At 67.6% G+C, this 26,844-nt stretch carries 17 protein-coding genes and 1 pseudogene; 6 read left to right on the top strand and 12 right to left on the bottom strand.

Features of this window, described 5'->3' with window-relative positions; all coding sequences use genetic code 11:
- Nucleotides 1-24: 24 nt before the first annotated feature.
- Complete coding sequence (locus YWC_RS0100660) at nucleotides 25-1,083, bottom strand: AI-2E family transporter (RefSeq protein ID WP_027863650.1); 1,059 nt, start codon at nucleotides 1,081-1,083, stop codon at nucleotides 25-27.
- A gap of 124 nt (nucleotides 1,084-1,207) precedes the next feature.
- Between YWC_RS0100660 and YWC_RS0100655 the strand changes: the two genes are divergently transcribed.
- Entirely contained in the window at nucleotides 1,208-3,187 is a 1,980-nt protein-coding gene (locus YWC_RS0100655) for a TonB-dependent receptor (RefSeq protein WP_051306112.1), read from the top strand.
- 134 nt (nucleotides 3,188-3,321) lie between these two features.
- Here the strand turns inward: YWC_RS0100655 and YWC_RS0100650 are convergent, their stop codons facing one another.
- Nucleotides 3,322-4,773: a Gfo/Idh/MocA family protein gene (locus YWC_RS0100650; protein ID WP_027863648.1), complete on the bottom strand. Its 1,452-nt coding sequence runs from the start codon at nucleotides 4,771-4,773 to the stop codon at nucleotides 3,322-3,324.
- 411 nt (nucleotides 4,774-5,184) lie between these two features.
- Between YWC_RS0100650 and YWC_RS0100645 the strand changes: the two genes are divergently transcribed.
- The 3 genes from YWC_RS0100645 to YWC_RS0100635 all read left to right on the top strand — a co-directional run bounded on the left by YWC_RS0100645 (nucleotide 5,185) and on the right by YWC_RS0100635 (nucleotide 10,765).
- Nucleotides 5,185-8,103, top strand: a complete 2,919-nt coding sequence (locus YWC_RS0100645; RefSeq protein ID WP_084416232.1) for a TonB-dependent receptor domain-containing protein — start codon at nucleotides 5,185-5,187, stop codon at nucleotides 8,101-8,103.
- An 86-nt stretch (nucleotides 8,104-8,189) separates the two neighbouring features.
- A complete protein-coding gene (gene pelA, locus YWC_RS0100640) occupies nucleotides 8,190-9,458 on the top strand; it encodes a pectate lyase (RefSeq protein WP_027863646.1) in 1,269 nt (422 codons plus the stop codon).
- Nucleotides 9,455-10,765: a DUF1593 domain-containing protein gene (locus YWC_RS0100635; protein WP_229412976.1), complete on the top strand. Its 1,311-nt coding sequence runs from the start codon at nucleotides 9,455-9,457 to the stop codon at nucleotides 10,763-10,765. The genes pelA and YWC_RS0100635 overlap by 4 nt, the downstream gene beginning before the upstream one ends.
- Before the next feature lies 1 nt (nucleotide 10,766).
- Here the strand turns inward: YWC_RS0100635 and YWC_RS0100630 are convergent, their stop codons facing one another.
- Nucleotides 10,767-11,234 carry an Lrp/AsnC family transcriptional regulator gene (locus YWC_RS0100630; protein ID WP_027863644.1) on the bottom strand — a complete coding sequence of 156 codons (468 nt, stop codon included), beginning with the start codon at nucleotides 11,232-11,234 and terminating at the stop codon, nucleotides 10,767-10,769.
- 144 nt (nucleotides 11,235-11,378) lie between these two features.
- Between YWC_RS0100630 and YWC_RS27765 the strand changes: the two are divergent.
- Nucleotides 11,379-14,914: pseudogene (locus YWC_RS27765) on the top strand (indolepyruvate ferredoxin oxidoreductase family protein).
- Between the two features lie 172 nt (nucleotides 14,915-15,086).
- A complete protein-coding gene (locus tag YWC_RS0100620; protein WP_027863643.1) occupies nucleotides 15,087-15,338 on the top strand; it encodes a hypothetical protein in 252 nt (83 codons plus the stop codon).
- Nucleotides 15,339-15,485: 147 nt separating this feature from the next.
- On the opposite strand, the gene YWC_RS0100615 is transcribed toward YWC_RS0100620, so the two are convergent.
- The 9 genes from YWC_RS0100615 to YWC_RS0100575 form a co-directional block, all read right to left on the bottom strand.
- Nucleotides 15,486-16,760: a glycerate kinase type-2 family protein gene (locus YWC_RS0100615; protein ID WP_027863642.1), complete on the bottom strand. Its 1,275-nt coding sequence runs from the start codon at nucleotides 16,758-16,760 to the stop codon at nucleotides 15,486-15,488.
- A 16-nt stretch (nucleotides 16,761-16,776) separates the two neighbouring features.
- Entirely contained in the window at nucleotides 16,777-17,670 is an 894-nt protein-coding gene (locus YWC_RS0100610) for a 2-hydroxy-3-oxopropionate reductase (RefSeq protein ID WP_027863641.1), read from the bottom strand.
- 48 nt (nucleotides 17,671-17,718) lie between these two features.
- Nucleotides 17,719-18,498 carry a 2-dehydro-3-deoxyglucarate aldolase gene (gene garL, locus YWC_RS0100605; RefSeq protein ID WP_027863640.1) on the bottom strand — a complete coding sequence of 260 codons (780 nt, stop codon included), beginning with the start codon at nucleotides 18,496-18,498 and terminating at the stop codon, nucleotides 17,719-17,721.
- Between the two features lie 92 nt (nucleotides 18,499-18,590).
- A complete protein-coding gene (locus YWC_RS0100600; RefSeq protein ID WP_027863639.1) occupies nucleotides 18,591-19,493 on the bottom strand; it encodes a LysR family transcriptional regulator in 903 nt (300 codons plus the stop codon).
- Nucleotides 19,494-19,561: 68 nt separating this feature from the next.
- The gene (locus YWC_RS0100595; RefSeq protein ID WP_027863638.1) at nucleotides 19,562-20,689 is read right to left on the bottom strand and encodes an extracellular catalytic domain type 1 short-chain-length polyhydroxyalkanoate depolymerase; all 1,128 of its coding nucleotides are present in this window, start codon (nucleotides 20,687-20,689) and stop codon (nucleotides 19,562-19,564) included.
- Between the two features lie 82 nt (nucleotides 20,690-20,771).
- Nucleotides 20,772-21,671, bottom strand: a complete 900-nt coding sequence (locus YWC_RS0100590; RefSeq protein ID WP_027863637.1) for an alpha/beta fold hydrolase — start codon at nucleotides 21,669-21,671, stop codon at nucleotides 20,772-20,774.
- Between the two features lie 95 nt (nucleotides 21,672-21,766).
- A complete protein-coding gene (locus tag YWC_RS0100585; protein ID WP_036212465.1) occupies nucleotides 21,767-22,372 on the bottom strand; it encodes a redoxin domain-containing protein in 606 nt (201 codons plus the stop codon).
- A 46-nt stretch (nucleotides 22,373-22,418) separates the two neighbouring features.
- The gene (locus YWC_RS27760) at nucleotides 22,419-24,545 is read right to left on the bottom strand and encodes a protein-disulfide reductase DsbD family protein (RefSeq protein ID WP_084416231.1); all 2,127 of its coding nucleotides are present in this window, start codon (nucleotides 24,543-24,545) and stop codon (nucleotides 22,419-22,421) included.
- 217 nt (nucleotides 24,546-24,762) lie between these two features.
- Nucleotides 24,763-26,760 carry an LTA synthase family protein gene (locus tag YWC_RS0100575; RefSeq protein WP_027863635.1) on the bottom strand — a complete coding sequence of 666 codons (1,998 nt, stop codon included), beginning with the start codon at nucleotides 26,758-26,760 and terminating at the stop codon, nucleotides 24,763-24,765.
- Nucleotides 26,761-26,844: the final 84 nt, after the last annotated feature.

Raw genomic sequence — 26,844 nt, 5'->3', positions numbered from 1 at the left:
ATGCGCGCTACGCAATACTCCTTTTCACTCCGCGTGGAACTCGTCGGAGCGCGCGAACAGGCTCCAGGCCGCGATGAACAGCGCCGCGATCACCGGACCGATCACGAAGCCGTTCAGGCCGAACAGCGCCATGCCGCCGAGCGTGGACAGCAGCACCAGGTAGTCCGGCAGCTTGGTGTCCTTGCCCACCAGGATGGGACGCAGCAGGTTGTCGACCAGTCCGATCACCAGCACGCCGTACAAGGCCAGCACCACTCCTTGCGTGACCGAACCCGTGAACAGGAAATAGGCCGCCACCGGCCCCCAGATGATGGCGGCGCCCACGGCCGGCAGCAGCGACAGGAAGCTCATCACCACGCCCCACAGCACCGGCCCGGGGACGTCCAGGAACCAGAAGATCAGGCCGCCCAGCGTGCCTTGGGCGACCGCCACCAGCACGTTGCCCTTCACGGTGGCGCGGATCACGGTCACGAACTTGTCGAACAGGGGTTTCTTGTAGTGCGAGTCGAGCGGCACCGCGCGCTTGATGCGCGCCGCGATCAGGCGCCCGTCGCGGAACAGGAAGAACAGCAGGTACAGCATCACGGTCATGCTGACCAGGAAGCCGAGCGCATTGCGGCCGAGGTTGACCGCATAGCGCGCCGCCAGCTGGCTGGCCTGGGCGACTCCGGCGCTGAGCTTGTCCTGCAAGGTGTCCATGATGGTCGACTGGTAGCGGTCGAACAGCGAACTGGCCCAGCCGGGCAGGCCCGCCACCATGCGGCGCAGCATGGCATCGAAGTCGAGGCTGCCGGCGCTGACCATGGCGTACAGGCTGAGGGCCTGGTCGACCAGCGCGGCGGCGATCAGCGTCACCGGCAGGATCACCATCAGGACGATCAGCATCAGGGTGGCGAACGCCGCGACATTCGGGCGCTGTCCGCACGCCGCCAGCAGCCGGGCGTGCACGGGCGCGAATACGATCGCCAGCACCATGCCCCAGAAGACGGCGCCCGAGAACGGCAGCAGGATCCAGAAAAAGGCGAGGGTCACCGCGCCCAGCAGGAGCAGGAAGGAGTTTTGCGGCAGCGTGAATTGCGTCATCAGGAGAGCCGGGAGTTCAAGGATGGTGTCGATGATACTCTATCAATATTGGAAGGCATATTCATATTGATAGTGGTCTATCAATACCGGATAATGCGCAGCTTTCCGACTTGCGCATTGCCTCATGCTGAAGATCCTGAGCTCGACCGTCCTGCTGGCCCTGGCCGCGGCGCCCACCTGGGCGCAGACCACCCCTCCCTCCGCCAGCCAGCCCGCCGAGCCGGCGACGCCCGGCACCCAGCAGCTGCATGGGCGCGCCGACGAAAACGTGATGCGCCAGGCCGAGGATGCCTTCGGCACCAGCGTCGGGCGCGAGACCATCGGCCTGTACAACTCGTCGAGCGTACGCGGCTTCTCACCGGTCGCGGCGGGCAATGCGCGCATCGAGGGCCTGTACTTCGACCAGGTCTGGGGACTCACGCCGCGCATCCGGCGCTCCACCAACATCCGGGTCGGCATCTCGGCCCAGGGCTATCCCTTCCCGGCCCCGACCGGCATCGTCGACTACAGCTTCCGCAAGCCGGGCGATCGGGCCAGGCTGGCCATGGTCACGGGTGGCGACAGCTACGGCGGCGCCTATGTCGAGGCCGACGGCGAACTGCCGCTGGCGCGCAGCCTGAACCTGGGCATCGGCACCGCCGCCGGCAGCAACGAATACCCCAACGGCACCGACTCGCGCTACCGCAATGCCGCGCTGAGCCTGCGCTGGCAGCCGGCCGCCAGCCTCGAGATCGTGCCCTTCTGGCACCGCGCGGAGACCTACGACGACGAAAAGGCGCCAAGCTTCCTGCCGGCCGGCAGCCACCTGCCGCCGCGCATCGAGCGCCGCCGTTTCAACGGTCCGGAGTGGGCCGACTTTCGCACCACCGCGATGAACTACGGCGGCCTGGCCACGCTGCGCGCGGGCGAGGACTGGACCGTCCGTGCCGGCGTGTTCCGCTCGCTGTACAACGACCACCGCGCCTTCACCCACCTGCTCACGGGCGTGACGCTTGACGGCAGCGCGAACCGGCGCCTGATCGTCGATCCGCCGGCGGAGAATGCCTCCACCAGCGGCGAACTGCGCCTCACGCGCGTCGTCGTCGAAGGCCCGCGCCTGCACAATCTGCACTTCAGCGTGCGCGGGCGCGACCGCCAGCGCCGCTACGACGGCTCGCAGGCCTTCGACCTGGGGCGCACCACGATCGATGCGCCTTACACCGCGCCCGAGCCGGCCTTCGTGTTCGGCGAGCAGACCCGCGACCGCACCCGCCAGTGGACCGGCGGCTTCGCCTATGACGGACGCTGGCGCAAGGTGGGCGAGATCGGCTTCAGCCTGCAGAAGACCGACTACCGCAAGCGCCTGCACAAGCCGGGCCTGCCGCTGGCCACGGCCGAGGACAAGCCCTGGCTGTACAACATGACGGTTGCTGGCCATTTCGGTCCCAGGCTGGTGGCCTTCGGCAGCTTTACCCGTGGACTGGAAGAGAGCGGGGTAGCGCCCAGCAATGCGCTCAACCGCAACGAGCTGCTGCCGGCGATCCGCACCACCCAGGGCGACCTCGGCCTGCGCTATGCCCTGAGCCCGGAAATGAAGCTGGTCGCCACCGTGTTCGACCTGCGCAAGCCCTACTTCAACTTCGACGCCGGCAACCGCTACGCCCAGCTGGGCGACGTGCAGAACCGGGGACTGGAAGTGTCGCTGGCGGGCGCCCTGAGCCCACGCCTGAACGTCGTCGCCGGCGCGGTCCTGTCGCGTCCGCGCGCGACCGGCGAGGGTGTGCGCCTGGGGCGGGTCGGCGAGCGTCCGGTCGGCATGAGCCGCCGCAGCGCCGAATTCAACCTGGACTGGCGCACCCCGTGGCTGGACGGGCTGTCGCTGGACATGACGGCCTCGCACAGCGGCGCCATCACCGCCACCGTCGACAACCGGGTCGCCGTCCCCGAGCGCACCCTGGTGGCGCTGAGCGGCCGCTATCGCTTCAAGCTGGGCGAGCAGCCGGCTTCGCTGCGGGTGGCGGTGAACAATGTGTTCGATACCTACGGATGGGAACTGCGCGGCGCCGGCGCGTATGACGTCATCAACGGGCGCCTGGTGTCGGCCTATTTGTCAGTGGATCTGTAAACGTAGGGCGGACGGCTATGCCGTCCGCGCGTTCAAACTCGGCATGAGCAGACTGCGCGGCTGTTCTCGCCACAGTTGAACGCGCGGACGGCGAAGCCGTCCACCCTACGATTCTTACTCTGGCAAGTGGCTGATCAGGGAATCTTGATCCGGATCGGCATCGGCACCGGCGCGCGGCGGTCCGGCATCGGCGCGCGGTCCGGCGGCGTCAGGCCGGTGACCAGGTCGGCCACGCGCACCGTCTGTCCGGTCTCGAAGCACTTGTTGGCCGCGATGCCGACCAGGGCCGACCAGGCGCCGGCGCGCTCGTCCGAGGCGCGCTTGTACTTGTCCGGCGGTCCTTCGCCGAAGATCTCGGTGAGCATGACGTCGTCGCCGCCGCCATGGCTGCCCTTGCCGATGATCGGCTCGATGTCGCGCGGCTGGCCGCGCATCGGGATCACGCGGATCGACACGTTCTCGCTGCCGCTCTGCACCTTGGCCGCGCCGGCCGCGCCGCCCGATTCGACGATGCGGTGTTCGATGCGGCCCTTGGTGCCGTTGAAGGCAATGTGGTAGCCCTCCCAGGCGTCATAGGCCGACAGCGCGTAGTTCAGGTGCGCGCCGTTGTCGTAGCGGACCATCACATTCATGGTGTCTTCGATGTCGATGCTCGGGCGCCACACGCACTGGTCGCGGTAGTAGCCGTCGTAGCGCTCGTTGTCGAGGTAGAGGGCTTTCAGGCCCGGGTCCGAGGCCAGGTCGAAGTAGAAGTTGCACTTCTGCTTTTCCGGGCAGGTGAGGCAGCGCTCGTGCGGGCCGGACAGGCCCATGCGGCGCGCGGTTTCCGGGGTGTAGAACTGGCGCGAACCGAAGGCGTGCACGGTCTCCGGCTGGGCGCCCAGCCACCAGTTGACCAGGTCGAAGTGGTGGGTCGACTTGTGCACCATCAGGCCGCCCGAATTGGCCTTGTTGGCGTGCCAGCGGCGGAAGTAATCGGCGCCATGGACGGTGTTGAGCAGCCAGGTGAAGTCGACCGAGATGACGTCGCCGATCTCGCCCGACATCAAGAGCTCCTTGATCTGGGTGCGCGGCGGGGAATAGCGGTAGTTGAAGGTGACGCGGACCTGGCGGCCGGTCCGCTTGACGGCATCGATGATGCGCTGTGCCTTTGCGGCGGTGGTCGTCATCGGCTTCTCGGTGATGACGTCGCAGCCGGCTTCGAGGGCGCGCACGATGTAGTCGTCGTGGGTGGCGTCGGGCGTGGTGACGATCACATACTCCGGCCTGGTTTCGCGGATCATGCGGTCGAAGTCCGCCGCGCCGTAGCCGCGCGGCTGGCTGGCGCCGGTCTCGGTGACGAGCTTCACGGCGCGCGCCAGGCGGCCGGCATTCTTGTCGCAGATGGCCACGACTTCGCTGGTGTCGCGGAACTTGCCCGTCATCGCATTGGTGAACATGCGCGCACGCGAACCCACGCCCACCACCGCATAGCGCTTGCGCGCGGTCGCCGCGAAGGCGCCGCCGGTGGCCAGCGCCAGGCCAGCCGCCCCGGCGGTCTTCAGTACGGTGCGGCGATCGATTCCCCCGACATTCTTTTCATTCATGCTTTGTCTCCAGTCTTGTTGTAGCGCTACCGGCGTTCACAGCCGCAGGCTTGGTATATGGTGGCCTGAAGTATGAGAATTGGCAAGACCACTTTTATAGGTGGTTGGACTAAACCATGCATCTGGTCGAACACTTTGGAGACAAAAACCGAGGTTCCGACCGAATTTCGTTAGAAAATTGCAACAGTTTCTTGCTAATTCGACATGATTTCTGGGCCACGCGCTATGCCGCGTAAATATTTGTTGCAACAAAGTGGCCTGACCAATTTATAATCCGGTCATATCACTTCTTGTAAAACCTGCAAAGACAGGGCCAGGATTTGAGGGCAGGGCCGGCGAATTTCGCTCTAAGTGGCCTGGCCAATCAGTAGTGTGGTCATATCAATCTTAAGAAAAAGATAGGAGACGTGAATGAACCCGACCTTTGTTCCCACCCCACGCCGAGCCCAACTGGCAACCGCAGTGAGCCTGGCGCTGTTCCAGCTGGCGGCCCACGCGCAGGCTCAGAACACCGAGGCCCCGTCGTCAACGCCAGCCGTGCAGGCGGTGGTGGTGACTGGCTCGCTGATCCGCCGTGTCGACGACGAGGGCACGAATCCCGTCACCACCGTCAAGGCCCAGGAACTGGAAGCCCGCGGCCATACCGAACTCAAGGACTTCGTGCTGGAGCAGCCGCAATCGCTGTCGCTCGGCACCAACTCCGGCGCGGCCGGTCCGGTGACCAACCTGCGCGGCCTCGGCCCGATGCGTACCCTGACCCTGCTGAACGGCCGCCGCCTGGCGAACGAGCCGCTGCAGGACCAGTACGTCTCCGTCAACGTGATCCCGCGCATGGCGCTGGAGCGCGTCGAGACCCTGAACGGCGGCGGCGCCTCGATCTACGGCGCCGACGCCATCGGCGGCGTCCAGAACTACTGGACCAAGCGCGGCTACCAGGGCGGCGCGGTCAAGGCCGAATACGCCCGTCCGGAACTGAGCGGCGGCGGCCGCACCAAGAGCATCAGTGGCATCTTCGGCTGGGGCGACCTGAGGGAGGAAGGCTGGAACGCCTACATCGCCATCGACCACCAGAAGAAGGATGCGCTGTTCCAGGGCGACCGTCCGGAACAGCACGACCCGGCCGTGCTGCGCAGCCTGGGCCTGGGCATCACGCCGGACGCGCGCAACCCGAACCCGCTGGCCAACTTCGGCTTCGCCCGCAACGCCAACTCGAACTACAACCCGAACTTCGCCACCGGCTGCGACGCGCCATGGTCGCTGCAGACCCTCGGCAACAACAGCCTGGCGACCCCGCCGGTCTATGCGCCGGGCTGCATCCGCAATCCCTTGTTCTGGAACGCCATCACCGACGGCAGCGAGATCACCACCGTCGCCGGGCGCGCCAGCTGGAACCTGGCGGGCGGCCACAAGCTCGACCTCGACGTGCTGCATTCCGCGTTCACCGTGCAGAAGTTCCGCGGCATGCAGGTGCCGAACGCGACCCAGCCGTTCACCACCTACTCGATGCCGGCCACCAGCCGCTTCTACCCGGGCAAGGGCATCACGCCGCTGCCGCAGGTCGTCGGCAGCAACACGGGCGCCAACGCCCCGGCCATGTTCATCGACCCGGCCAAGACCCCGGGTACAGCGACGCCGCTGAACATGAACAACCGCGCCATCTACTTCCAGTGGGGCCCGGGCGAACTCGGACCGGCCTACCGCAACGACGAACAGGGCAACGACCGCGTCGTGCTGTCGCTCGAAGGCGACGTGATGGGCTGGGACTACCGTCTCGGCGCGAACTACGGCCGTTCCAAGCGCGACACCCGCGTGGGCGAAGGCTACATCCTGTACAGCAAGGCCCAGGCCGGCTTCGACCAGGGCATCCTGAATCCGTTCGGCCCGCAGGACGCCGCCGGACTCGCCTACCTGCGCAGCATCCAGGCCGAGGACTACACCTATCGCCTGAACAAGGCCTTCAACAAGAGCATCGACGCCACCGTCACCCGTCCGGTCTGGACGCTCGGCGGCGGCGACATGGTGCTGGCGGTGTCGGGCGAGCTGCGCGAAGACTCGGCGCGCACCCACAACGCGCCGCTCGACTTCGTGTACAAGCGCGCCGACGGCAGCTACAACATCGACGCTTCCGGCAACGTGGTGCAATCCGACCTGGTCGGCGAGACCCCGCAGGGCGTGGCCAAGAAGCTCAAGCGCAAGATCTCTTCGCTGATGTTCGAGGTCGATGCGCCGATCACCAAGACCTGGCTGGTCAACGGTTCGGTCCGCGCCGACCGCTACGACGACCTGGACCAGACCACGGTGAACCCGGCACTGGCGACCCGCTGGGCGCCGATGCAGGAAATGGTGCTGCGCGCCTCGGTCTCGAGCGGCTTCCGCGCCCCGTCGATCATGGACATCCAGAACCCGACCCCGGAAGTGCGCAGCCAGCTGATGGACGATCCGGTCCTGTGCCGCAGCACCCGTCCGCTGGAACCCGGCACCGGCACCCCGTCGGCAGGTTTCACCGCGGACCAGGTCTGCAACGTCTTGACCAATTACTGGACCAAGTCGCCCAACAACAGCCACCTGAAGCCGGAGAAGTCGCGTGGCTTCAACATCGGCATCGGCCTGGAGCCGATCAAGAACCTGTCGCTGACGGTCGACTACTGGGGCCTGAAGCTGCGTGACGTGCTGGGTGCGGTCTCGATCGCCGAGATCCAGCAGAACCCGGCCAAGTACGAGAGCGTGATCAACCGCCGCGCCGATGGCACCATCGACTACATCATCGCCAGCCAGGCCAACCGTGGCCAGACCCGCATCCGCGGCGCCGACATCTCGGGCAGCTATCGCTTCCCGAAGACCAGCTTCGGCACCTTCGATGCGAAACTCGATGCGACCTGGTACCACAAGTACGAGTTCCAGAGCGAGGCGGGCGGCGCATGGAACAGCAACGTCGGCATCATCACCAACGACGGCCGCTTCGGCAGCGCCGGTCCGAACTCGGGCCTGGCCGGCATGCCGCAGGTGAACCCGCGCTGGAAGTACACCGCGGCGGTGACCTACAGCACCGGTCCGTGGCGCGCCACCCTGTCGCAGCGCTTCAACACCGCGCTGACCGACCTGACCCCGCGTGCGGGATCGAACCTGACCGAAGTGGAATCCTACAGTCAGTTCAACGTCAATGTCCGTTATACGGGCATCAAGAACACCACCGTGTCGCTGGGCGTGAACAACATCACGGAAGAGTGGCCACCGCTGACCGCCAACACGATCTACAGCGGCGGTTACCTGACCAGCCTGGCGGACATGATGGGCCGTGTCTACCGCATGTCTGTCGAGTACAAGTTCTAAGCGGCAGGCATGAGAAGTCGATGACCGGCATGGGCGGCGCGCAAGCGCCGCCCATGCCGGTTTTTTTTTGGGAGCTGACCAGCACCATGCGAACAGCAGCACTTTACATCGGCGCCCTGTGCCTGGCGTCGATCGCCGCCACCCAGGCCGCCACTGTTTCCACCATGATCCCGGCGCAGCCACTGGCCGAGCTGCGGCTGGCGGCATTGCCAGCCATGGAGCGCGAGCAGTGGATGGCCTATCTGGCGCGCTCGCGCGCGCAGATGGCCGCGGACAAGGACGCCCTCGAGGCCGAGCAGCCCAAGCTCGCCGGCATGCCGGCGCGCCCGCATGGCGCACCCGATGGCGGAATGCCGCTGCGCCGGCCGGCCGCGTGGTATGGCACGCCGGAAGCACTGCGCGTGGTCGACACCATCCTCAGCTTCCAGACCCCGGCCGGCGGCTGGGGCAAGAATGCCGACCGATCAGGCCCGCCACGCGCCCCGGGCGAACACTGGGCGCCGCCTGAAGCCGGGCGCAAGCCTGCCTGGCACTACGTCGGCACCATCGACAACGGCGCCACGACCACCGAGATGCGCTTCCTGGCGCGGGTACAGGCGCAGTCGCCTGACAAGCGCGAAGCCTGCCGCGCCGCTTTCCTGAAGGGACTGCGCTACCTCCTGAGTGCGCAGTACCCGAACGGCGGCTTCCCCCAGGTCTATCCGCTGCAAGGCGGCTACCAGGACGCCATTACCCTGAACGACGACGCCATGCTCAAGGTCGTGGAACTGCTGCTGGAGGCAGGGAGCGCCCAGGGCGATTACGCCTTCGTGCCGGCTGCGCTCGCCGGGGAAGCCCTGGCCGCGGCGCAGCGCGGCGTCAAGCTGTTCGTCGCGGCACAGCAAAGCCTTGGCGGAAAGCGTACCGGCTGGGGGCAGCAACATGACGCCCCGAGCCTGGCCCTGGCGGGTGCGCGCAATTTCGAGCCGGCCGCGCTGGCCAGCGGCGAGAGCGCAGGCGTGCTCCTGCTCCTGATGCGCCTGCCCGAACCGTCGCGCGAAGTCCGGCAGGCGGTGCACGCCGGAGTGGCCTGGCTGCGCGCCTCCGCCCTGCGCGACCTGGCCTGGCAAGCGACCACGCCGGAGGCCGGGCGCCGCCTCGTGCCTGCGCCCGGAGCAGGAGAGATCTGGTCGCGCTACTACGATGCGCACAGCCTCAAGCCGGTGTTCGGGGACCGCGACCGCAGCGTCCACGACGACGTGAACGACCTGTCGATCGAACGCCGCAACGGCTACGCCTGGTTCGTGACCAGCCCGGCAAGGGCGATCGAGCGCTATGCCAGTTGGTCCCGGCGCTATCCGGTGGGGGCGCAATGACGATGGACCGCCGCCGCTACCTGCTTGCCTTGCTCGCCATGTCGCTGCCGCTGGGCGCGTGCGCGCCGCCGCGCAAGGCCGCTGCCGCCCCCAAGCCCCGGGTGATCGTCTCGACCGACATCGGCGGCACCGACTTCGACGACTTCCAGTCGCTGGTGCACCTGCTGCTGTACGCCGACCTGATCGAGCTCGAAGGCCTGCTGGCTTCGCCCTGGGGCGAGGGGCGCGACCGCAAGCGCCACCTGCTCGCCATCATCGACGCCTATGAAAAGGATTATCCGAACCTGGAGACCTGGTCGGCGGATTATCCGAGCCCGGCCACCCTGCGCGGCATCTCGAAGCAGGGCGGGCTGGACCTGGCGCCGCCGCCGGGCTGGACCCGGCCGACCGAGGGATCGAACTGGATCATCGAGCGTGCGCGCCACAAGGACCCGCGCCCGCTCTGGGTGCTGCTGTGGGGCGGCTTCGAAGACCTGGCCCAGGCATTGCACGATGCGCCGGACATCAAGCCCAAGTTGCGCGTCTACATGATCGGCGGTCCGAACAAGAAGTGGTCGAACGCGTCCTACGACTACCTGGCGCGCGAACACCCCGATCTCTGGATCATCGAGAACAACTCCACCTACCGCGGTTGGTTCACCGGCGGCGACCAGTCGGGCGACCTGGGCAACCAGGCCTTCGTGGAGCGCCACGTCAAGGGTGTCGGCACGCTGGGCGACTACTTCGCCGGCATCGCGCCGCTCGTCAAGATGGGCGACACGCCCTCGCTGGCCTACGTGCTGGGTGCAAGGCCCGAGGATCCGACCGCCGGGGGCTGGGGCGGCAGCTTCGTGCGCGCCTGGGAGCGCCCGCGCGTGGTCTTCGAGGCGCCGCCGACGACGCAGGACGTGGTCGAGACCTTCGCGATCATGGAGCTGGTCTACCGCCCCGCGGGCAAGACGCCGGGCGGGCCGCGGGCCAGCCTTCACATCGACAAGCAGGAATTCCCGGGCTTCGCGCAGCCGGACGGCTCCTGGCGTTTCCTGTTCTCGCCCAAGGAAGACAAGACCTGGTCCTACCGGATCGCCAGCAACCATCCGGGCCTGGATGGCCAGGCCGGCGCTTTTACTTCGCGCATGGCGGCGCCGGAGCTGGCGCGCCGGCCATCCGGCAGGTATCCGAACTGGTGGACCGACGATCCCGATCCACGACTGCGTGAAGGACTGCACCCGGGCGCGAAAACGATCAGCCGCTGGCGTGAAGCCTTCCTGCGTGATTTCGCCGCGCGCCTGCGCAGGACGCGGACCGCCGCGCCGCCGAGCGCCTGATCTACAGCGGCAGGGCGGTCTCGTACTTCACCTCGCGCAGCGCCACGCTGGTGTTCAGCTGCGACACGCCGGGCAGCTTGAGCAGCACGTTGTGCAGCAGGTCGTGGTAGGCATCCATGTTGGCGACCATGACCTTGACGATGTAGTCCGAGGTCCCGGTCATCTCGTAGCACTCCATCACTTCGCGGCAGGCCCGCATCTGCGCCTCGAAGGCTTCGACCACGCCGGCCTCGTGCCGCGTGAGGGACACGTGCAGCATGCACACCAGGCCGAGGTCGAGCTTGCGGCGATCGAGCAGGGCGGCGTAGCGGCGGATGTAGCCGTGCTCTTCGAGTTCCTTCTGGCGCCGCCAGCAGGGCGAGGCCGACATGCCGACCCGTTCAGCCAGTTCGTTGACGGACAGGCGGCCGTCCTGCTGCAGCTCGCGCAGGATGCGCATTGACGCTGCGTCAAGGTAAGATTTTTCCATCGGGGGCTTAATAGGGAAATATTTTGCCTATTCTGCACCAGAACCCGGTAAGTTAGAAAAGTTATTTCCCTGGCATTGACTATCATCTTTCACTATGAACAAGCCCCTGCAGGGCTGGCACAGTGGAGACAATAGATGGGATCGATGCACGAAGAAGTCGGCGGGGCGGCGCTGGCCGACCCTGCCTACCGGCTGGACGACAACCTGAAGCGCGAGCAGGGCCGCGTGTTCCTGACCGGCACCCAGGCCCTGATCCGGCTGCCGCTCATGCAGAAGACCCTCGACGAACGCGCCGGCCTGAACACCGGCGGCTTCATCTCGGGCTACCGCGGCTCGCCGCTGGGCGCGGTCGACCAGGAAGCATGGCGCGCATCGAACATCCTGCAGCAGAACGCCATCGAATTCCTCCCCGCCATCAACGAGGAACTCGGCGCTACTGCGGTGCTGGGCTCGCAGCAGGTCGGGGGCGACCCGCAGCGCACGGTCGACGGCGTGTTCGCCATGTGGTACGGCAAGGGCCCGGGCGTGGACCGCGCCGGCGACGCGCTCAAGCACGGTAATGCCTACGGCTCCTCGCCCCTGGGCGGCGTGCTGGTCATTGCCGGCGACGACCACGGCTGCGTGTCCTCGTCGATGCCGCACCAGAGCGACCACGCCTTCATGGCCTGGGGCATGCCGGTCCTGAATCCCGCGAATATCGAGGAATACCTGGAGTTCGGCCTGTACGGCTGGGCGCTGTCGCGCTTCTCAGGCGCCTGGGTCGGCTTCAAGGCGATCTCCGAAACCGTGGAAGGCGGTGCGGTCGTCGAACTGCCCGCGCCCCCTAGTTTCAAGACGCCGGAAAACTACGTGCCGCCGGCGGACGGCCTGCACTACCGCTGGCCCGACCTGCCCAGCCTGGCGATCGAACAGCGCGTCGCCGACAAGCTGCAGGCCGTGCACGCTTTCGCGGGCGTAAACTCGATCGACAAACTGGTGGTCGCCGGACCAAGCGCGAAGCTGGGCATCATCGCGTCCGGCAAGGCCTACCTCGACCTGCTCGAAGCCTTTGCCCGCCTGGGCCTTGGCCTGGACAAGCTCGAAGGGCTCGGCCTGCGCCTGTACAAGCCGGGCCTGACTTTCCCGCTGGAGCGCACCCGCCTGCATGCTTTTACCCACGGCCTGCAGGAAGTGCTGGTGGTGGAAGAGAAGGGCGACGTGATCGAAGGCCAGCTCAAGAGCCTCTTGTATAACCTGGCGCCGGAGCAGCGCCCGCAGGTGCTCGGCAAGACCGGCCTCGATGGCCAGCCGCTGCTCTCGCAGCTGGGCGAGCTGCGCCCCTCGCGCATCGCGCCGGTGCTGGTGCGCTGGCTGGGACCGAAGCTGCCCGCATTGCGCCTGGAATCATTCCTGCCGCAGTTCTGCCACGCCGAAGTGCTGTCCAACGGGGCCGACGCGATCAAGCGCACCCCTTACTTCTGCTCGGGCTGCCCGCACAATACCTCGACCCGGGTGCCGGAAGGCAGCCGCGCGCTGGCCGGCATCGGCTGCCACTTCATGGCCAGCTGGATGAAGCGCGATACCTTCACGCTGACCCAGATGGGCGGCGAGGGCGTGCCCTGGGTCGCGGCCTCGCGCTTCTCGCGCGAGAAGCACGTGTTCCAGAACCTGGGCGACGGCACCTATTACCATTCCGGCTCGCTGGCGATCCGCCAGGCGGTGGCGGCGCGCGCCAACATCACCTACAAGATCCTGTACAACGACGCGGTCGCCATGACCGGCGCCAGCCGGTGGACGGCAGGCTGAGCGTCCCGCAGATCCTGCAGCAGGTGCTCAGCGAAGGCGCGGTGGAGGCGGTGGTCGTCACCGACCAGCCGGAGAACTACGGGGGCGTGACGCTGCCGTCAGGCGTGGCGGTGCATCACCGGAGCGAACTCGACGCCATCCAGCGCCGCCTGCGCGACACGCCCGGGGTCACGGTGCTGGTCTACGACCAGACCTGCGCCGCAGAGAAGCGCCGCCGCCGCAAGAAGAACAAGCCGGACAATATCGTCTTCCCCGATCCGCCGCGCCGCATGGTGATCAACCCGGCGGTGTGCGAAGGCTGCGGCGACTGCGGCGTGCAGTCGAACTGCCTGTCGATCCTGCCGCTCGAGACCCCGCTGGGCCGCAAGCGCCAGATCGACCAGGCTTCCTGCAACAAGGATTACTCCTGCGCGGAAGGTTTCTGCCCGAGCTTCGTGTCCGTCATCGGCGGCCAGCTCAAGAAGCCGGCCGCCGCCGCGCTCGAACTGCGCCAGCTGGAAAGCATGCTGGCCGCCTATCCGCTGCCTCCAAGCTACGCCTTCGACAAGCCCTTCGAGATGCTGGTGGCGGGCGTCGGCGGCACCGGCGTGGTCACGGTCGGCGCCCTGATCACGATGGCCGCCCACCTGGAAGGCAAGGGCGCCTCGACCCTGGACTTCATGGGCTTCGCGCAGAAGGGCGGGGCGGTGATGTCGCACGTGCGGGTGGCGCCTTCACCCAGGCTGCTGCACCAGGTGCGTATCGACCTGCAGCAGGCCGATGCGCTGCTGGCCTGCGACCTGGTGGTGGCGGCGATGCCGGACGCACTGGCCGTGATGCGGCGCGGGCATACCCGCGTGGTCGCCAACGAAAACGAGACCCCGACCGCCGAATTCACGCGCGATCCGGACGCCGACATCCGCAAGGACGATCTGCTGGCCAAGATCCAGGATGCCGGCGGCCCGACGCTACGCCTGAACGCCCAGCAGGTCGCCAGCAGTGTGCTGGGCGACCCGATCGGCGCCAATATCCTGATGATGGGCGCGGCCTGGCAGCTGGGGCTGGTGCCGGTCGGCCTGGCGGCATTGAACCGCGCGATCGAACTGAATGGCGTGGCCGTCGAGATGAACAAGAAGGCCTTCATGCTGGGCCGCCTGGTGGCCGCCGACGAGAAGGCAGCAGCGCGCCTGGCCCAGCCGGCCAGGGTGGTGCAGTTCACGCCCCCAAGCTCGCTCGAGGAACTGGTGGCGTTCCGCGCCGACTGGCTGATGCAATATCAGGACGCCGCCTACGCCCGGCAGTACCGCGCCGCCGTGGCCAGGGACGAAGCGCGCGAAGTGGAGATCGAGGGCCCGGCGTCGAAGCGCGCAGTCGCCAAGGCGGTCGCCCGTTCGCTGTTCAAGGTGATGGCCTACAAGGACGAGTACGAAGTGGCGCGCCTGCACACGCAGACCGGCTTCCTGGAAGGCTTGAAGGAGCAGTTCGAGGGCGACTTCCGGGTCGAGTACCACCTGGCGCCGCCGCTGCTGGCGAGGAAGAAGCCCGGCACGGACGTCCCTGCCAAGATGCGCTTAGGCCCTTGGATGCGCTCGGCTTTCCGCATGCTGGCGCCGCTGAAGGTCTTGCGCGGCACCGCCTTCGACGTATTCGGTTATACCCACGAGCGCCGCGCCGAGCGCCGGCTGCGCAGCGACTATCTTGCGCTGTTCGACATGCTGGCCACGGAGCTGACGCTGGAAAACCGCGCGGCGGCGCTCAAGCTGGCCCAGGTGGCGGAATCGATCCGCGGCTACGGGCACGTGAAGGCGGCCAACCTGGAGCGCGCCAGGGCGGAGACGGCGCGCCTGCTGCAGGCCTTCAAGGAGCCGATGAGGGAGCAGATGAAGGAAGTTGCGCTGGTGCGCATGGATCGTTGAAATCGCGCAAGCATACGCGAGCCTGCCAGGTGGAGGATGCTGCTGTCAGGCAAAACTCGCGGTCTCGGTTATAATGCACTGCAACATAACCCAAATCGCCGGCCCCTGCCGGCGATTTGCATTTCCGGCAGCGTTTTTTCATTTTTATCATTGCCATCTTGCGAATACGATCATGGGCCACGACATCAAGACCTTCAAGGAAGCCATCGCGCTGATGCAGCGCGTTTGGCGCGAAGCATTCGTTTTTTTCCTCAGCATCGAGCTATGGCTCATGGTACTGGCGGCAGCAGGCACGGTCGGCGGAGCCTGGCTGGTAGTGCTGGGCGATGCATGGAGCCTGCCCATCCTGGTATTCGGGTTTGGTTACATCCCGGCGCGTATGGTCCTGCACCTGAAGGGCATCCTCGCCTGGCCCTTTATCTGAAGCCTGGCCCCTGCTAGGACGGCACGACCAGCGTCTGCGGCGCCGCCTGCCGGATTCGGCCATGCAGCCAGGCGAGCTGGCGGCCCTTCCGGCGCCGTATCCGAAGAGAGCGCGGATGCCCAGGCCGCGCAGGGCCGCTGAAGCGCTTCAGCCGGTATCGCCCAGCACCAGGATGGCGCGGAAGTCGTTGACGTTGGTGAGCGTCGGCCCGGTGACGACCGAATCGCCCAGCGCTTCGAAGAAGCCGTGGCCGTCGTTGTCCTGCAGGGCGTCGGCCGGGTTGATGCCGCGCTCCCAGGCGCGCGCCAGGGTATCCGGCGCCAGCAGCGCGCCCGCGATCTCTTCCTGGCCGTCGACGCCGTCGGTATCGCCGGCGATGGCAAATACCCCGGCGCGGGCATCTAACCCCAGGGCGAGCGACAGCAGGAATTCGACGTTGCGTCCGCCACGCCCGCCGCCGCGCACCGTGACCGTCGTTTCGCCGCCGGACAGCAGCACGCATGGCGGCTGGAACGGCTGGCCGTAGTCCGCCACCTGTCGCGCGATGCCGGCCATGGCTTTGCCCAGGTCGCGCGCTTCGCCTTCGATGGCATTGCCCAGGATGTGCGGCGCGATGCCGGCCTCCCTGGCCACCGCGGCCGCGGCTTCGAGCGCCATCTGCGGGGTCGCCACCATGCGCGTCTCGGCCCTGGCCAGGCGCGGGTCGTCCGGCTTGACCGATTCACCGCGGCCGCTTTCCAGCACCGCGCGCACCGCATCCGGCAGGTCGATAGCGTAGCGCCGCACGATGGCGAGCGCGTCCTGGCAGGTGCTCGGGTCGCCGACCGTGGGCCCGGAAGCGATGTTGCAAGGCTGGTCGCCGGGCACGTCCGAGATCAGGAGCGTGAGCACGCGGGCAGGATGGCAGGCCGCGGCCAATCGTCCGCCCTTGATCGCCGACAGGTGCCGGCGCACGCAGTTCATCTCGCCGATGGTGGCGCCGGAACGCAGCAGGGCGCGGTTGACGGCCTGCTTGTCCTCCAGGCTGATGCCCTCGAGCGGCAGGGGCAGCAGGGCGGAGCCGCCGCCCGAGATCAGGCACAGCACCGTGTCCTCGGGGCAGAGCCCGCGCACCAGCGCCATCATCCGCTGCGCCGCGCGCAGCCCGGCCTCGTCCGGCACCGGATGCGCGGCCTCGACGATCTCGATCCGTTCACAGGGAACCGCATAGCCGTAGCGGGTCACCACCAGGCCGGTCAAGGCGCCGTCCCAGTGCTGCTCGACTGCCCTGGCCATCGCGGCCGAGGCCTTGCCGGCGCCGATCACGATCATCCTTCCCTTGCCGGCGGCAGGCAGGTGCGGCGGGACGCAATGGCCGGGCTGCGCCGCCCCGATGGCGGCGTCGAACATCTTCTTCAACAAGTCGCGCTGACTGGCTTGCATGAGACGGCCCTCCGGTTCAGGATGCTTGCTGCCCGATTTCGAAATTCGCCATCTTTTCCAGGGCGCGCACCATGGCCGAATGGTCCCAGTTCGCACCGCCGTGCGCCGCGCAGGCATTGAACAGCTCCTGGGCGTTGGCGGTGTTCGGCAGCGACACGCCGATCGCGCGGGCGCTCGACAAGGCCAGGTTCAGGTCCTTCTGGTGCAGCGCGATGCGGAAACCCGGATCGAAGGTACGCTTGACCATGCGCTCGCCGTGCACCTCGAGGATGCGCGAGGCCGCGAAGCCGCCCATCAGGGCCTGGCGCACCCGGGCAGGATCGGCCCCCATCTTGGCCGCGAACAGCAGGGCCTCGCCGACCGCCTCGATGTTCAGGGCGACGATGATCTGGTTGGCCACCTTGGCGGTCTGGCCGGCGCCATTCTCGCCCACCAGGGTGATGTTCTTGCCCATCAGCTCGAACAGCGGCCGGGCGCGGTCGAAGGCGGCATCACTGCCGCCCACCATGATGGTCAGGCTGGCCGCTTTCGCGCCCACTTCGCCGCCCGAGACCGGGGCGTCGACGTAGTCGCAGCCCAAGGCACGGATACGCTCGGCGAATTCCTTGGTCTCGACCGGCGAGATCGAACTCATGTCGATCACCAGCTTGCCGGGCGCCAGCCCTTCGGCAACGCCTCCCGGCCCGAACAGCGCGGCCGCCACGTGGGGCGTGTCGGGCACCATGGTGATGATGATGTCGGCCCGTTCGGCGACCTCCTTGCTCGATGCGCAAGCCTGGCCGCCGGCTTCCACCAACGCGTCCGGCACGCCGCCGGTGCTGTACAGCCAGACCTGATGGCCGCCCTTGATCAGGTGTCCTGCCATGGGGGTGCCCATGATGCCGAGGCCGATGAATCCCACTTTGCTCATTGCTTGCTCCCTTGTGCTTGTGTGCTTATGTGCTTATGTGCTTGTGATTTACTGTGCGTACTTGTCGCGCAGGGCCTGGGTGGCGCTGCGCAGCAGGCCGCCGTCGTTGCCGACCGCGACCAGGGTGGCGCCCATCTCCAGGTAGCGCCGCGCCTCCTGTTCGACCGGCGCCAGGATCCCGACCGCCAGCCCGGCCGCCCTGGCGCAGGCGAATACGTGGCGCATGGCTTCCTGCACCTCCGGATGGTTCGGGTTCCCGAGCTGGCCGTAGCCGGCGGCCAGGTCGGACGGGCCGATGAAGACCGCATCCACGCCGGGCACCGCGCAGATCGCCTCGATGTTGCCGACACCGACCGGGCTCTCGATCTGGATCGAGACCGAGATGTGCTGGTTGCTGAGTCGCAGATAGTCGGAGATGGTGCCGAAGCGGTTGCCGCGCATGGCGAGGGACACGCCGCGTACGCCTTCCGGCGGATAGCGGGTGGCGGCGACCGCGCGTGCGGCCTCCTCGGCGGTCTCGACGAAAGGAATCAGGAAGTTGTAGAAGCCGGCGTCGAGCAGGCGCTTGATCTGCACCGTGTCGTTCCAGGGCGGGCGCACCACCGGCGCGCTGGGGCTGTCCTTGAGCGCCATCAGCTGCAGGATGAAGCTGTTCAGGTCGTTCGGCGAATGCTCGCCGTCGAGCAGCAGCCAGTCGAAGCCGGCCAGGCCCAGGATCTCGGTGCTCAGGGGGCTGGCCAGCGAGGACCAGCAGCCGATCAGGCGCTTGCCTTCGCTCAGGTCGCGCTTGAACTGGTTCGGGATGCCGCAGTAGGGGGTGGTGGTCACGTTCGCCTCTCTTGTCCGTTCTTGAAGCCATCTTAGAACGGTCGGCGCGTCGGACCAAACCAATCACTGTCTCGATCGATGCAAGAATTGGATCAGGCTTCGCCCGGACGCAGGAAGGCGGGCAGGATGTCGCGTATGAACGTGGCGAGGAGGGGATTGCCGTTGTCGCGGCGGTAGGCGCAGACGGTCTGCACCGGTTCGGGCGGGTCGGTGTCCATGGCGCGCAGGACCACGTCGCTGAACTGCAGCCGGGAGGCCGCGGCCGGGATCACGGCCACGCCGACACCGGCGCTGACCAGGGCCATCATGGTATGGATCTGCCCGACGTGTTCGACGATGTCGGGCACCACGCCGGCCGCATCAAAACAGTTGTTCAGGAGCCGGTAGAAATAGCTTGCCTCGTAGGGCGCATACATCATGAAACGCTTGCCGTGCAGGCAGGCCAGCGTGGGACGCTCGGGCCAGTGGGGCGCGTCGCGTACCGGGATGGCCAGCATCAGCGGCTCGGGCGCCAGCCGGACGGCCTCGAGTTCGCCATGCCGGATATGCGGCCGCATCAGCCCGATGTCGATCTGCCCGCTGTCGAGCCCTTCGAGCTGCGCGGTCGTGACCAGCTCCTTGAGCGTGAGCGAAATGCCGGGGACGCGCTCGTGCAGGCGCCTGACCAGGTCGGGCAGGCGCCCGTAGCCGAAAGCGGCGGTGAAGCCGATCGCCAGCGCGCCGCGCTCGCCCTTGGCGACGCGCTGCGCCGTCACCGCCGCCTCGTTGGCCAGCCGCAGGATGCGCGCGGCATCGGGAAAGAAGGCCTTGCCGGCCGCCGTCAGCCGCACGCCGCGGCTGCCGCGGTCCACCAGCTGGGTGCCAACATGGTGCTCGAGCAGCTGGATCTGGCGGCTCAGCGGCGACTGGGTCATGTTCAGGCGCTCGGCTGCGTGGCCGAAGTGCAGCTCCTCGGCCAAGGCGACGAAGCAGCGTATCTGGCTGATCTCAAACATCGGACTTTCTCTCCCGGGATGGGGGCAGTAGCGGTACGGTGGCTACTCTACTGGAAAATCCCGGTCCGTCATAGCCGCGCCTGGCGCCGGTGCCTGCCGAAGAACTCGAGCATCATGCGGCTTGCATCCGGTCCCGCCTCCGCATTGAACTTCAGGGCCGGATCGCCGCCGCTCCAGGCATGACCCAGGCCGGCAATGCGGACCACGCGCAGCACTAGCCTGGAGCCGGCCAGGTGGTCCTGGATTTCATGGGCATTGCGGCGGCCGCCCCGTCCCGCAGGTTTTTGCGCGATCCGTGTCGCCGGACCCGCCGGCAAACCGTTCAACTGGAGCCACTGGCGCGCCAGCTCGAACTGGTTGATCGGGCGCACCACCCGGTCGTCCTCGCCCTGGATCATCAACGCCGGCATCGGCGGCATCGGCGCGTCCACGCCATCTGCGATACGGCGTTCCAGTACGGCGCGGATGGCCGCATCGGCCTGCAGGGGAGCGCCGTGGCGCATGACGTGCATGGCGCCGATCGGGCTGTGACCGGCGCCGAAGACGGGCCCGGAATGCAGGCCGACGGCGGCGAACAGCTCGGGATGGTTCAGGGCCAGCACGGCTGCCATGCCGGCGCCGGCGGACAGGCCGCAGGCATAGATGCGGCGGCGGTCGACCGGGTGCCGCGTGCACACCGCGTCGACCAGCGCGGCCAGCGCCATGGTGTCGCCGCCGCCCTGCTGGGTGTCGCGGTCGTACCAGCGCCAGCAGCGCTGCCGCTGCGCCTGCCGATCTTGTTGCGGGTAGAGCACGGCGAAGCCTTTTTCTTCCGCCAGGCGGTTCATGCGCGTGCCTTCGGCGAACTGGGTGGCGCTCTGGTGGCAGCCGTGCAGCATCACCACCAGCGGCCAGCCGCGCCGCGTCACGGTCTCGGGTAAGTGGCGCGGCAGGTACAGCCAGTAAGACATGGTTTGTGCGGGCCCCTGTCCCGGCTGCGGCGGCAGGGAGAACTGCGCCTCCAGCCATCGGCCGGGCGCGCCGGGTTCAAGGGCACGGTTCTCCCGCGGCGCGGGTCGGGAAGTGCTGGGTCCGGGAGCCGGCTTCTGCGGCGCCGGCGCGAACGCGCCCAGCAGTGTCGCCGCAAGCGATTGTTGCGCCTTGGCGGCGCGGCTCAGGCTGCGCAGCAGGCGCACCCCGGGGGCAAGTTTGACCATATTGCATCTGTAAGCTATGTTGCAGTGCAATATAACCGTCTCGGGAGGTGTGCTCCGTGCGCTGGCGTACGTGCAGGCTGGATCAGGGCGCGGCCAGGAAAGCCTTTACCTCGCCCTGGAAGCGCTGCGGCTGGTCCCACATGATAAAGTGGGCGCTGTCCGGAATACGCTTCAGGGTCAGGTTCTTCACCGGCGCATAGGCGCTCTTGTAGGCGAAGTCGAACTGCTCGGCCGGGATCAGCACGGTCTTCGGCTGCACGTAGAGCACGGTGACCGGCTTGGTAATCTTGTCCAGCTCCGGGATCAGGTTGGTCACGATCAGCTCGCGGTAGGCGCGGCTGCTGACGTCCAGGTCGCTGGCGGCGGAATCGGAGATGGCGCCGGCGCGCATCGACTCGGTGTTGACCATGCCGACGATGGTGTCGCTGGTGTTCCTGGCGCGCTGCTCGGGGCTGGCGTTGCGGATGCTCGCCATTACCGCGTTCGCGACCGCCTCGACCTGCTCGGGCGGCGCGCCCGGACCGGCGAAGAAGTTGCCCAGGTAGGGATACATGTCCACCACCATCAGGCGCGACAGCGCTTCCGGATGGCGCGCCGCCAGCATCATGCCCATGGTGCCTCCCATCGAATGCCCGATCACGGCCGGCTGCTTCAGGCCGGCCTCCTTGATGTAGCGCGCGATCTCGTCGGCCACCGGCGCCGCCACCTTGCCTTCGCTGTTGCCGCCCGCCGGCTGGCCGGCGAAGCCCGACACCTGCACCAGGTGGTAGCGGTAGCCCGGCAGGGCGGCCACGGTCGAGGCCCAGGCGCGCGGCGAGGAGTTCAGACCGGGGATCAGGACCACGTCGGGGCCGGAACCTTCGGTGCGCACCGTGATGCGCGTCGATTCGAAGGGCGCGGCCAGGACGCTGGAGAATGGCAGGAAGGCGGCCAAGCTTGCTGCGGCCAGCAGGCTGCGGCGTGAAAGCGAGGTACGGCGCATGAGGATCCCCTTGTTGATGTGATTATGGGGAGTCATCATAGCAGCGCCCGCCATGCATGGCGGGCTGCCGCGACACATTATCTGAAGCGCATGAATCAGCCGTACTTCACCGAGCAGCCGTAGGGCTTGGTGACGGCCTGGCTCAGGGGCTTGCCGGCCAGGGATTCGTCGATCGCCTGCACCAGGTAGTTGGTGGAGCTCTTGATATCGGCCGGATTGGCGCTCGGCTTGCTGTCGATCGCGCCGGCGTACACCAGCTTGCCGCTCGGGTCGATCAGGTACATGTGCGGGGTGGTGCGCGCGCCGTAGGCCTTGCCGATGGCGCCGCCGGTGTCCATGATGGTGGCCGCGGGCATGGCCTTCTTCGCCTTGACCCAGTCGTTGATGGCGGCCGATTTGCCCGCGCGGTCGCCGTCGGCGCTGGTGCTGACCGACAGCCAGACCACGCCCTTGTCGGCGGCGTACTTCTGCACGGTGGGCATGTTGCCGCTGTCGTAGTGCTTCTTGACGAAGGGGCACTCCGGGTTGACCCATTCGAGCACCACGTACTTGCCCTTGTACTGGTCGAGCGAGACCGGCTTGCCGGCGGCGTCGACGCCCTTGAAGGCGGGCGCGGGCTGGCCGACCACGGCTTCGGCGAGGGCGCTGCCATTGAGAAGCAGGCCGGCGGCGAACAGCGAGAATGCGATGGTGCGCTTCATGAAATCCTCCTGGTGGTTGGTCTGGTTGGACTGCTTGAACTTCTGATTACGGCGCGGCCAGGGCCTGCCTGACTTCCTCCACGCTCGGCAGTTCCGACAACAGCGTCGGCTGCGGCGCGCCCTTGCGGTAGAGCGCGTACACCGGCACGCCGCTGCGTCCGAGTTCCTTCAGTGCCTGCGTGATCGTTTCGTCGCGCCGGGTCCAGTCGGCGCGCAGCAGCAGCACCTCCCTGGCCTGGAAGTCCCGCATCAGTCCCGGGTCGGCGAGGGTGGTGCGCTTGTTGTACTGGCAGGTCACGCACCATGCCGCGGTGAAGTCGACGAACACCGGCCGGCCCTGCTCGCGCGCCTGGGCCACCGCCTGCGGCGACCAGGCCTGCCAGCCGGCGGAGGCTTCGGCCGTGGCCGCATTCGCCTGGCCATGCTGGAACGCCGGCCAGGCCCAGGCAGCCGCTCCCAGGAAAGCCAGGGCGGCGGCGCCGATGCCGGCCAAGCGCCCGGCATGGCTGCGCGCCGGGATGCCCAGCACCCACACGCCAAAGGCGGCGGCCACGATCAGGCCGAGGATGGCCGCGACCGCGTCGACGCCGGCCTGCTGCCCGAGCACCCACAGCAGCCACACCACGGTGGCGAACATCGGGAAGGCCATGAAGGTCTTGAAGCGCAGCATCCACGGACCCGGACGCGGCAGCATGCGGGCCAGGCCGGGGAACAGGCTGGCGGCGAGATAGGGCGCTGCCATGCCGGCGCCCAGCGCGGCGAACACCGACAGGGCCTGCGGCGCGGGCTGGGACAGGGCGGCGCCCAGGGCAGCCCCCATGAAGGGCGCGGTGCAGGGCGAAGCCACGGCCACCGCCAGCACGCCGGTGAGGAAGTCGTCCAGCACCGGGTTGCGCGCGCGCGCATTCAGGATGCGGCCGGGGAGCATGCGGCTGAACTCGAACAGGCCGGCCAGGTTGAAGCCGATCAGCGTGAACAGGATGGCCAGCGCCGCCACGAAGGGCGGCGACTGCAGCTGGAAGCCCCAGCCCAGGCCCTCGCCGCTGGCGCGCAAGACCAGCAGCAGCGCAGCCAGCAGCAGGAAGGAAGCGACGACACCCAGGGTATAGGCGAAGCCGCCCGCCACGATGCGCTTGCGCTCGCCGCCATGCTGGGCGAAACCGAGCACCTTCAGCGACAGCACCGGGAACACGCAGGGCATCAGGTTCAGGAGGGCGCCCCCAAGGAAGGCGAATGCCAGCACCACCAGCCAGGGACGCTCGGCGCCGCTGTCGACCGGCACGGATGCCGGTGGAGCCGCCGGCGCCGGGGCCGCCGCAGCCCCACCCGGTGTCGGCCAGAGTCCCGCGATCGCGAAGCTGATGGGGATGCCGGGCGCCTGGTGGCCCGCGGTGATCACGGCGTCCATGGATGCCGGGCTGTCGCTGCGCTGGTTTGACAATGGCGCGCGCAGCACCAGCTGCCCGTCCTTCCACTCCTGCGCCAGCGGCGCCGGGTGGTCGATCACGCCGCCGTTGGCGGGGAACAGCTGCAAGGACTGGCCACGGTAGGCGGGCGGCAGGCCCTGGGTCTCGATCACCAGCGCATTGTTTTCAATCCTGGCGGTGGTTTTCAAGCCGGGTAGCTCGCGCGGCGCGCTGTCGAAGGCGCGCTGGAACAGCGCGGCATGGGTGGACACGGGGCCGGGCGCGAGTACGGTGTCCAGTTCCGCGAATTCGGGGATGCATACCTCTTCGCAGATGAGGAAGTCGGCGCGCAGCTTCACCGGAACCGGGCCGCCCGCGTAGCCGGGCGGCACCGTCAGACGCACCGGCAGCAGCAGGTCGCCGTCGTAGCCGTAGTTCATCAGGGGACCGAGCGGCAGCTGCTTCGGTGTCGGCCAGGCGATGTCGCCGGCCGCGAATCCGGGCGGCAGGGTCCAGGCCGTGGTCGTGGGCAGGCCCGAGTCGCCCGGGTTGAGCCAGTAGGTATGCCAGCGCGGCTGGTGCTCGATGCGCAGGCCCAGCCAGACCTCAAGCCCCGGCGCGATGCCGCCTGGTGCGTGCACCAGCAGGCTGACGCGCGCATGGCCGGTCTCGCTTGATGCGGCGGCTTGTCCCCAGCCCGCATGGAAGGCGAGCACCAGGGCCAGCAGGAAGGCCGGGAACGAGCGCAGGAAGCCTGGACGCCGCATCTCAGCGTCCACGGGCGCTGGCGGGCAAGGCTGTGCAGGCAATCACGGCTGGCGTTCTGGCATCCATCTTCTTATCCCCGGTTGGAAGAGCGCTGCATGGTGCGCCCGCGGCCGGACAGCAAGGCCAGCGGGACGACCAATATTAGCAGGAACCCAAGCCGAAGAATCAGCCGCAGGATGGCGACTTTGTTGCGGTTTTGTTTCCGGATATGTATGGCTAAGGAGCAGGCCGGTAGCGCTGCTCGCGGTAGAGGAGGGACGGCAGCATCACGTGCGCCATCGCCTGGTCGACCTGGGCCTGGGTCGGCTTGCCCGCGTAGGGATCGAGCACGCCGGTGGCGGCATCGTAGCGGCCCAGCAGGGGCGTGTTGCCGGGGCGTAGGATGGTGGCCGAGGAGCCTTCCAGCCAGGTGAACAGGTTGTTGAACTGGATCAGGGCGCGTCCCGGCGAGCTGCTGTCGCGTACGAAGTCGCGGCCGATCATCGGGTGGGTGCTCGACACGCCCAGCAGCGACAGCAGGGTCGGTGCCAGGTCGACCTGGCTGGCGATGGTGGCGATCCGCTTCGGCTGGATGTCGGCGCCGAGGATCAGTCCCGGGATGTGGAACTTCTTGATCGGCACCAGGGCATTGCCGTAGACCCGGTTGTCGTGGTCGGCCACGATCAGGAATACGGTGTCCTTCCAGTAGTCCTGCTTCTTCGCTTCGCGGATGAACTTGCCGAGGGCGTGGTCGGCGTATTTCACCGCATTGTTGACCGTCTGCCTGGTAGGTTCGTGCAGCGCGATCTTCCCGTCCGGGAATTCGAAGGGCTCGTGGTTGGACGAGGTGAAGATCAGGCTGAAGAAGGGTTTTTTCGCGGCATGCAGGCTTTTCAAGCGCTCCAGCGACTTGTCGAACAGGTCTTCGTCGGAGGCGCCCCAGCTGCCTACGAAGGACGGGCGCATCTGGCTGATGTCGACGATCTTCTGGAAGCCGTTGCCGGTGAAGAAGCTGCGCATATTGTCGAAGTGCGCTTCGCCGCCGTAGACGAATTCGGTGTGGTAGCCCTGCTGGCCGAGGCCCGCTGCCAGCGTGTAGAAGTTCTGCTGGGCCAGCGAGAGCTTGACCACGCTGCGCGCCGGCGTCGGCGCGTAGCCGGCCACCACCGCTTCGATGCCGCGCACCGAGCGGGTGCCGGTGGCGTACAACTGCTCGAACCACCAGCCTTCGTGCTTGAGCTTTTCCAGCTCCGGCGTCACCGGCAGGCCGCCGAGCGACTGCACGAAGGTGGCGCCCAGGCTTTCTTCCAGCACGATGACCAGGTTCAGCGGGCGCTCGCGCTGGACGGCGGCCGGCTGGTGGTGCAGGGTGGGCAGCTGCGGGTTGTCGAAACGCGCCCCCGCCAGCCAGGGCGCCGCGCGCACCTGCTCGAGCACCCTGGCGCGCGGCATGTCGCCGTAGATTTCCGAGGATACCGACTCCTTGCGCATCGAGCCGATGGCGTCGAACACCGACCAGGCCGAGTTGATGATCAGGGAATTGACCATCGAGTCGCCGGTAAGGGCGAACAGGGCGGGATTGGCCGGGCGGTGCCCGGTGGTCGAGCGCACCTGCATGAAGACCGCAATGCACAGCACGGGCCAGAGCAGCAGCAGCTTGCGCGAGGGCCACATGTTCATGCCCTTCGACGCGCGCTGCAGCAGCCGGTACAGGAGCACGGCCAGCACCACGGTCAGTCCTGCGCCCAGCAGCAGGGCGGTGCGAAAGCCGTTCCACAAGGTAGCGAACACTTCGTGCGGATAGGCCAGGTATTCGATGAACAGGCGGTTCGGGCGGACGTCGTACTGCATGATGAACTGCGGCGAGGACAGTTCCATGAAGACGATGAAGACCAGGGCGTAGGTGGCCCAGGCTACCGTGGCCGTGCGCCACAGGCGGGCCGAGAAGCGGTGCGCGAACAGGGGCGCCAGCAGCAAGGGGATCGCCAGGAAATAGCCGAGCAGGATAAGGTCGGCGCGGACACCCTGCAGGAACAGCACGGCCGAGATGCCGGTCGCCTCCACCCGTTCCCACTGCCAGGCGGCCAGGGCGACGCGCGACAGGGTCAGGATGAGCAGTCCCAGCAGCAGCATCTGCAGCAGGCTGGCATAGGGACCGGCCCAGCGAGTGATTCGGGCCAGGCGCGCCGAGGGGGTCTTGTCCTGGGAGGTACTGCTGGATGCTTTTGGAAACATGAAAACGCGTTACGACGCCTGGTTGACGTGGAACACACATCGCCAGGCGATGCCCCCGTGGTGCGCCGCCTGGTGGGCAGCGCG

It is taken from the genome of Massilia alkalitolerans DSM 17462 (genome assembly GCF_000427785.1).
In the GTDB taxonomy this organism is placed as follows: Bacteria; Pseudomonadota; Gammaproteobacteria; order Burkholderiales; family Burkholderiaceae_D; genus Telluria; species Telluria alkalitolerans.
This window is presented reverse-complemented; position numbering and strand designations above follow the sequence as displayed.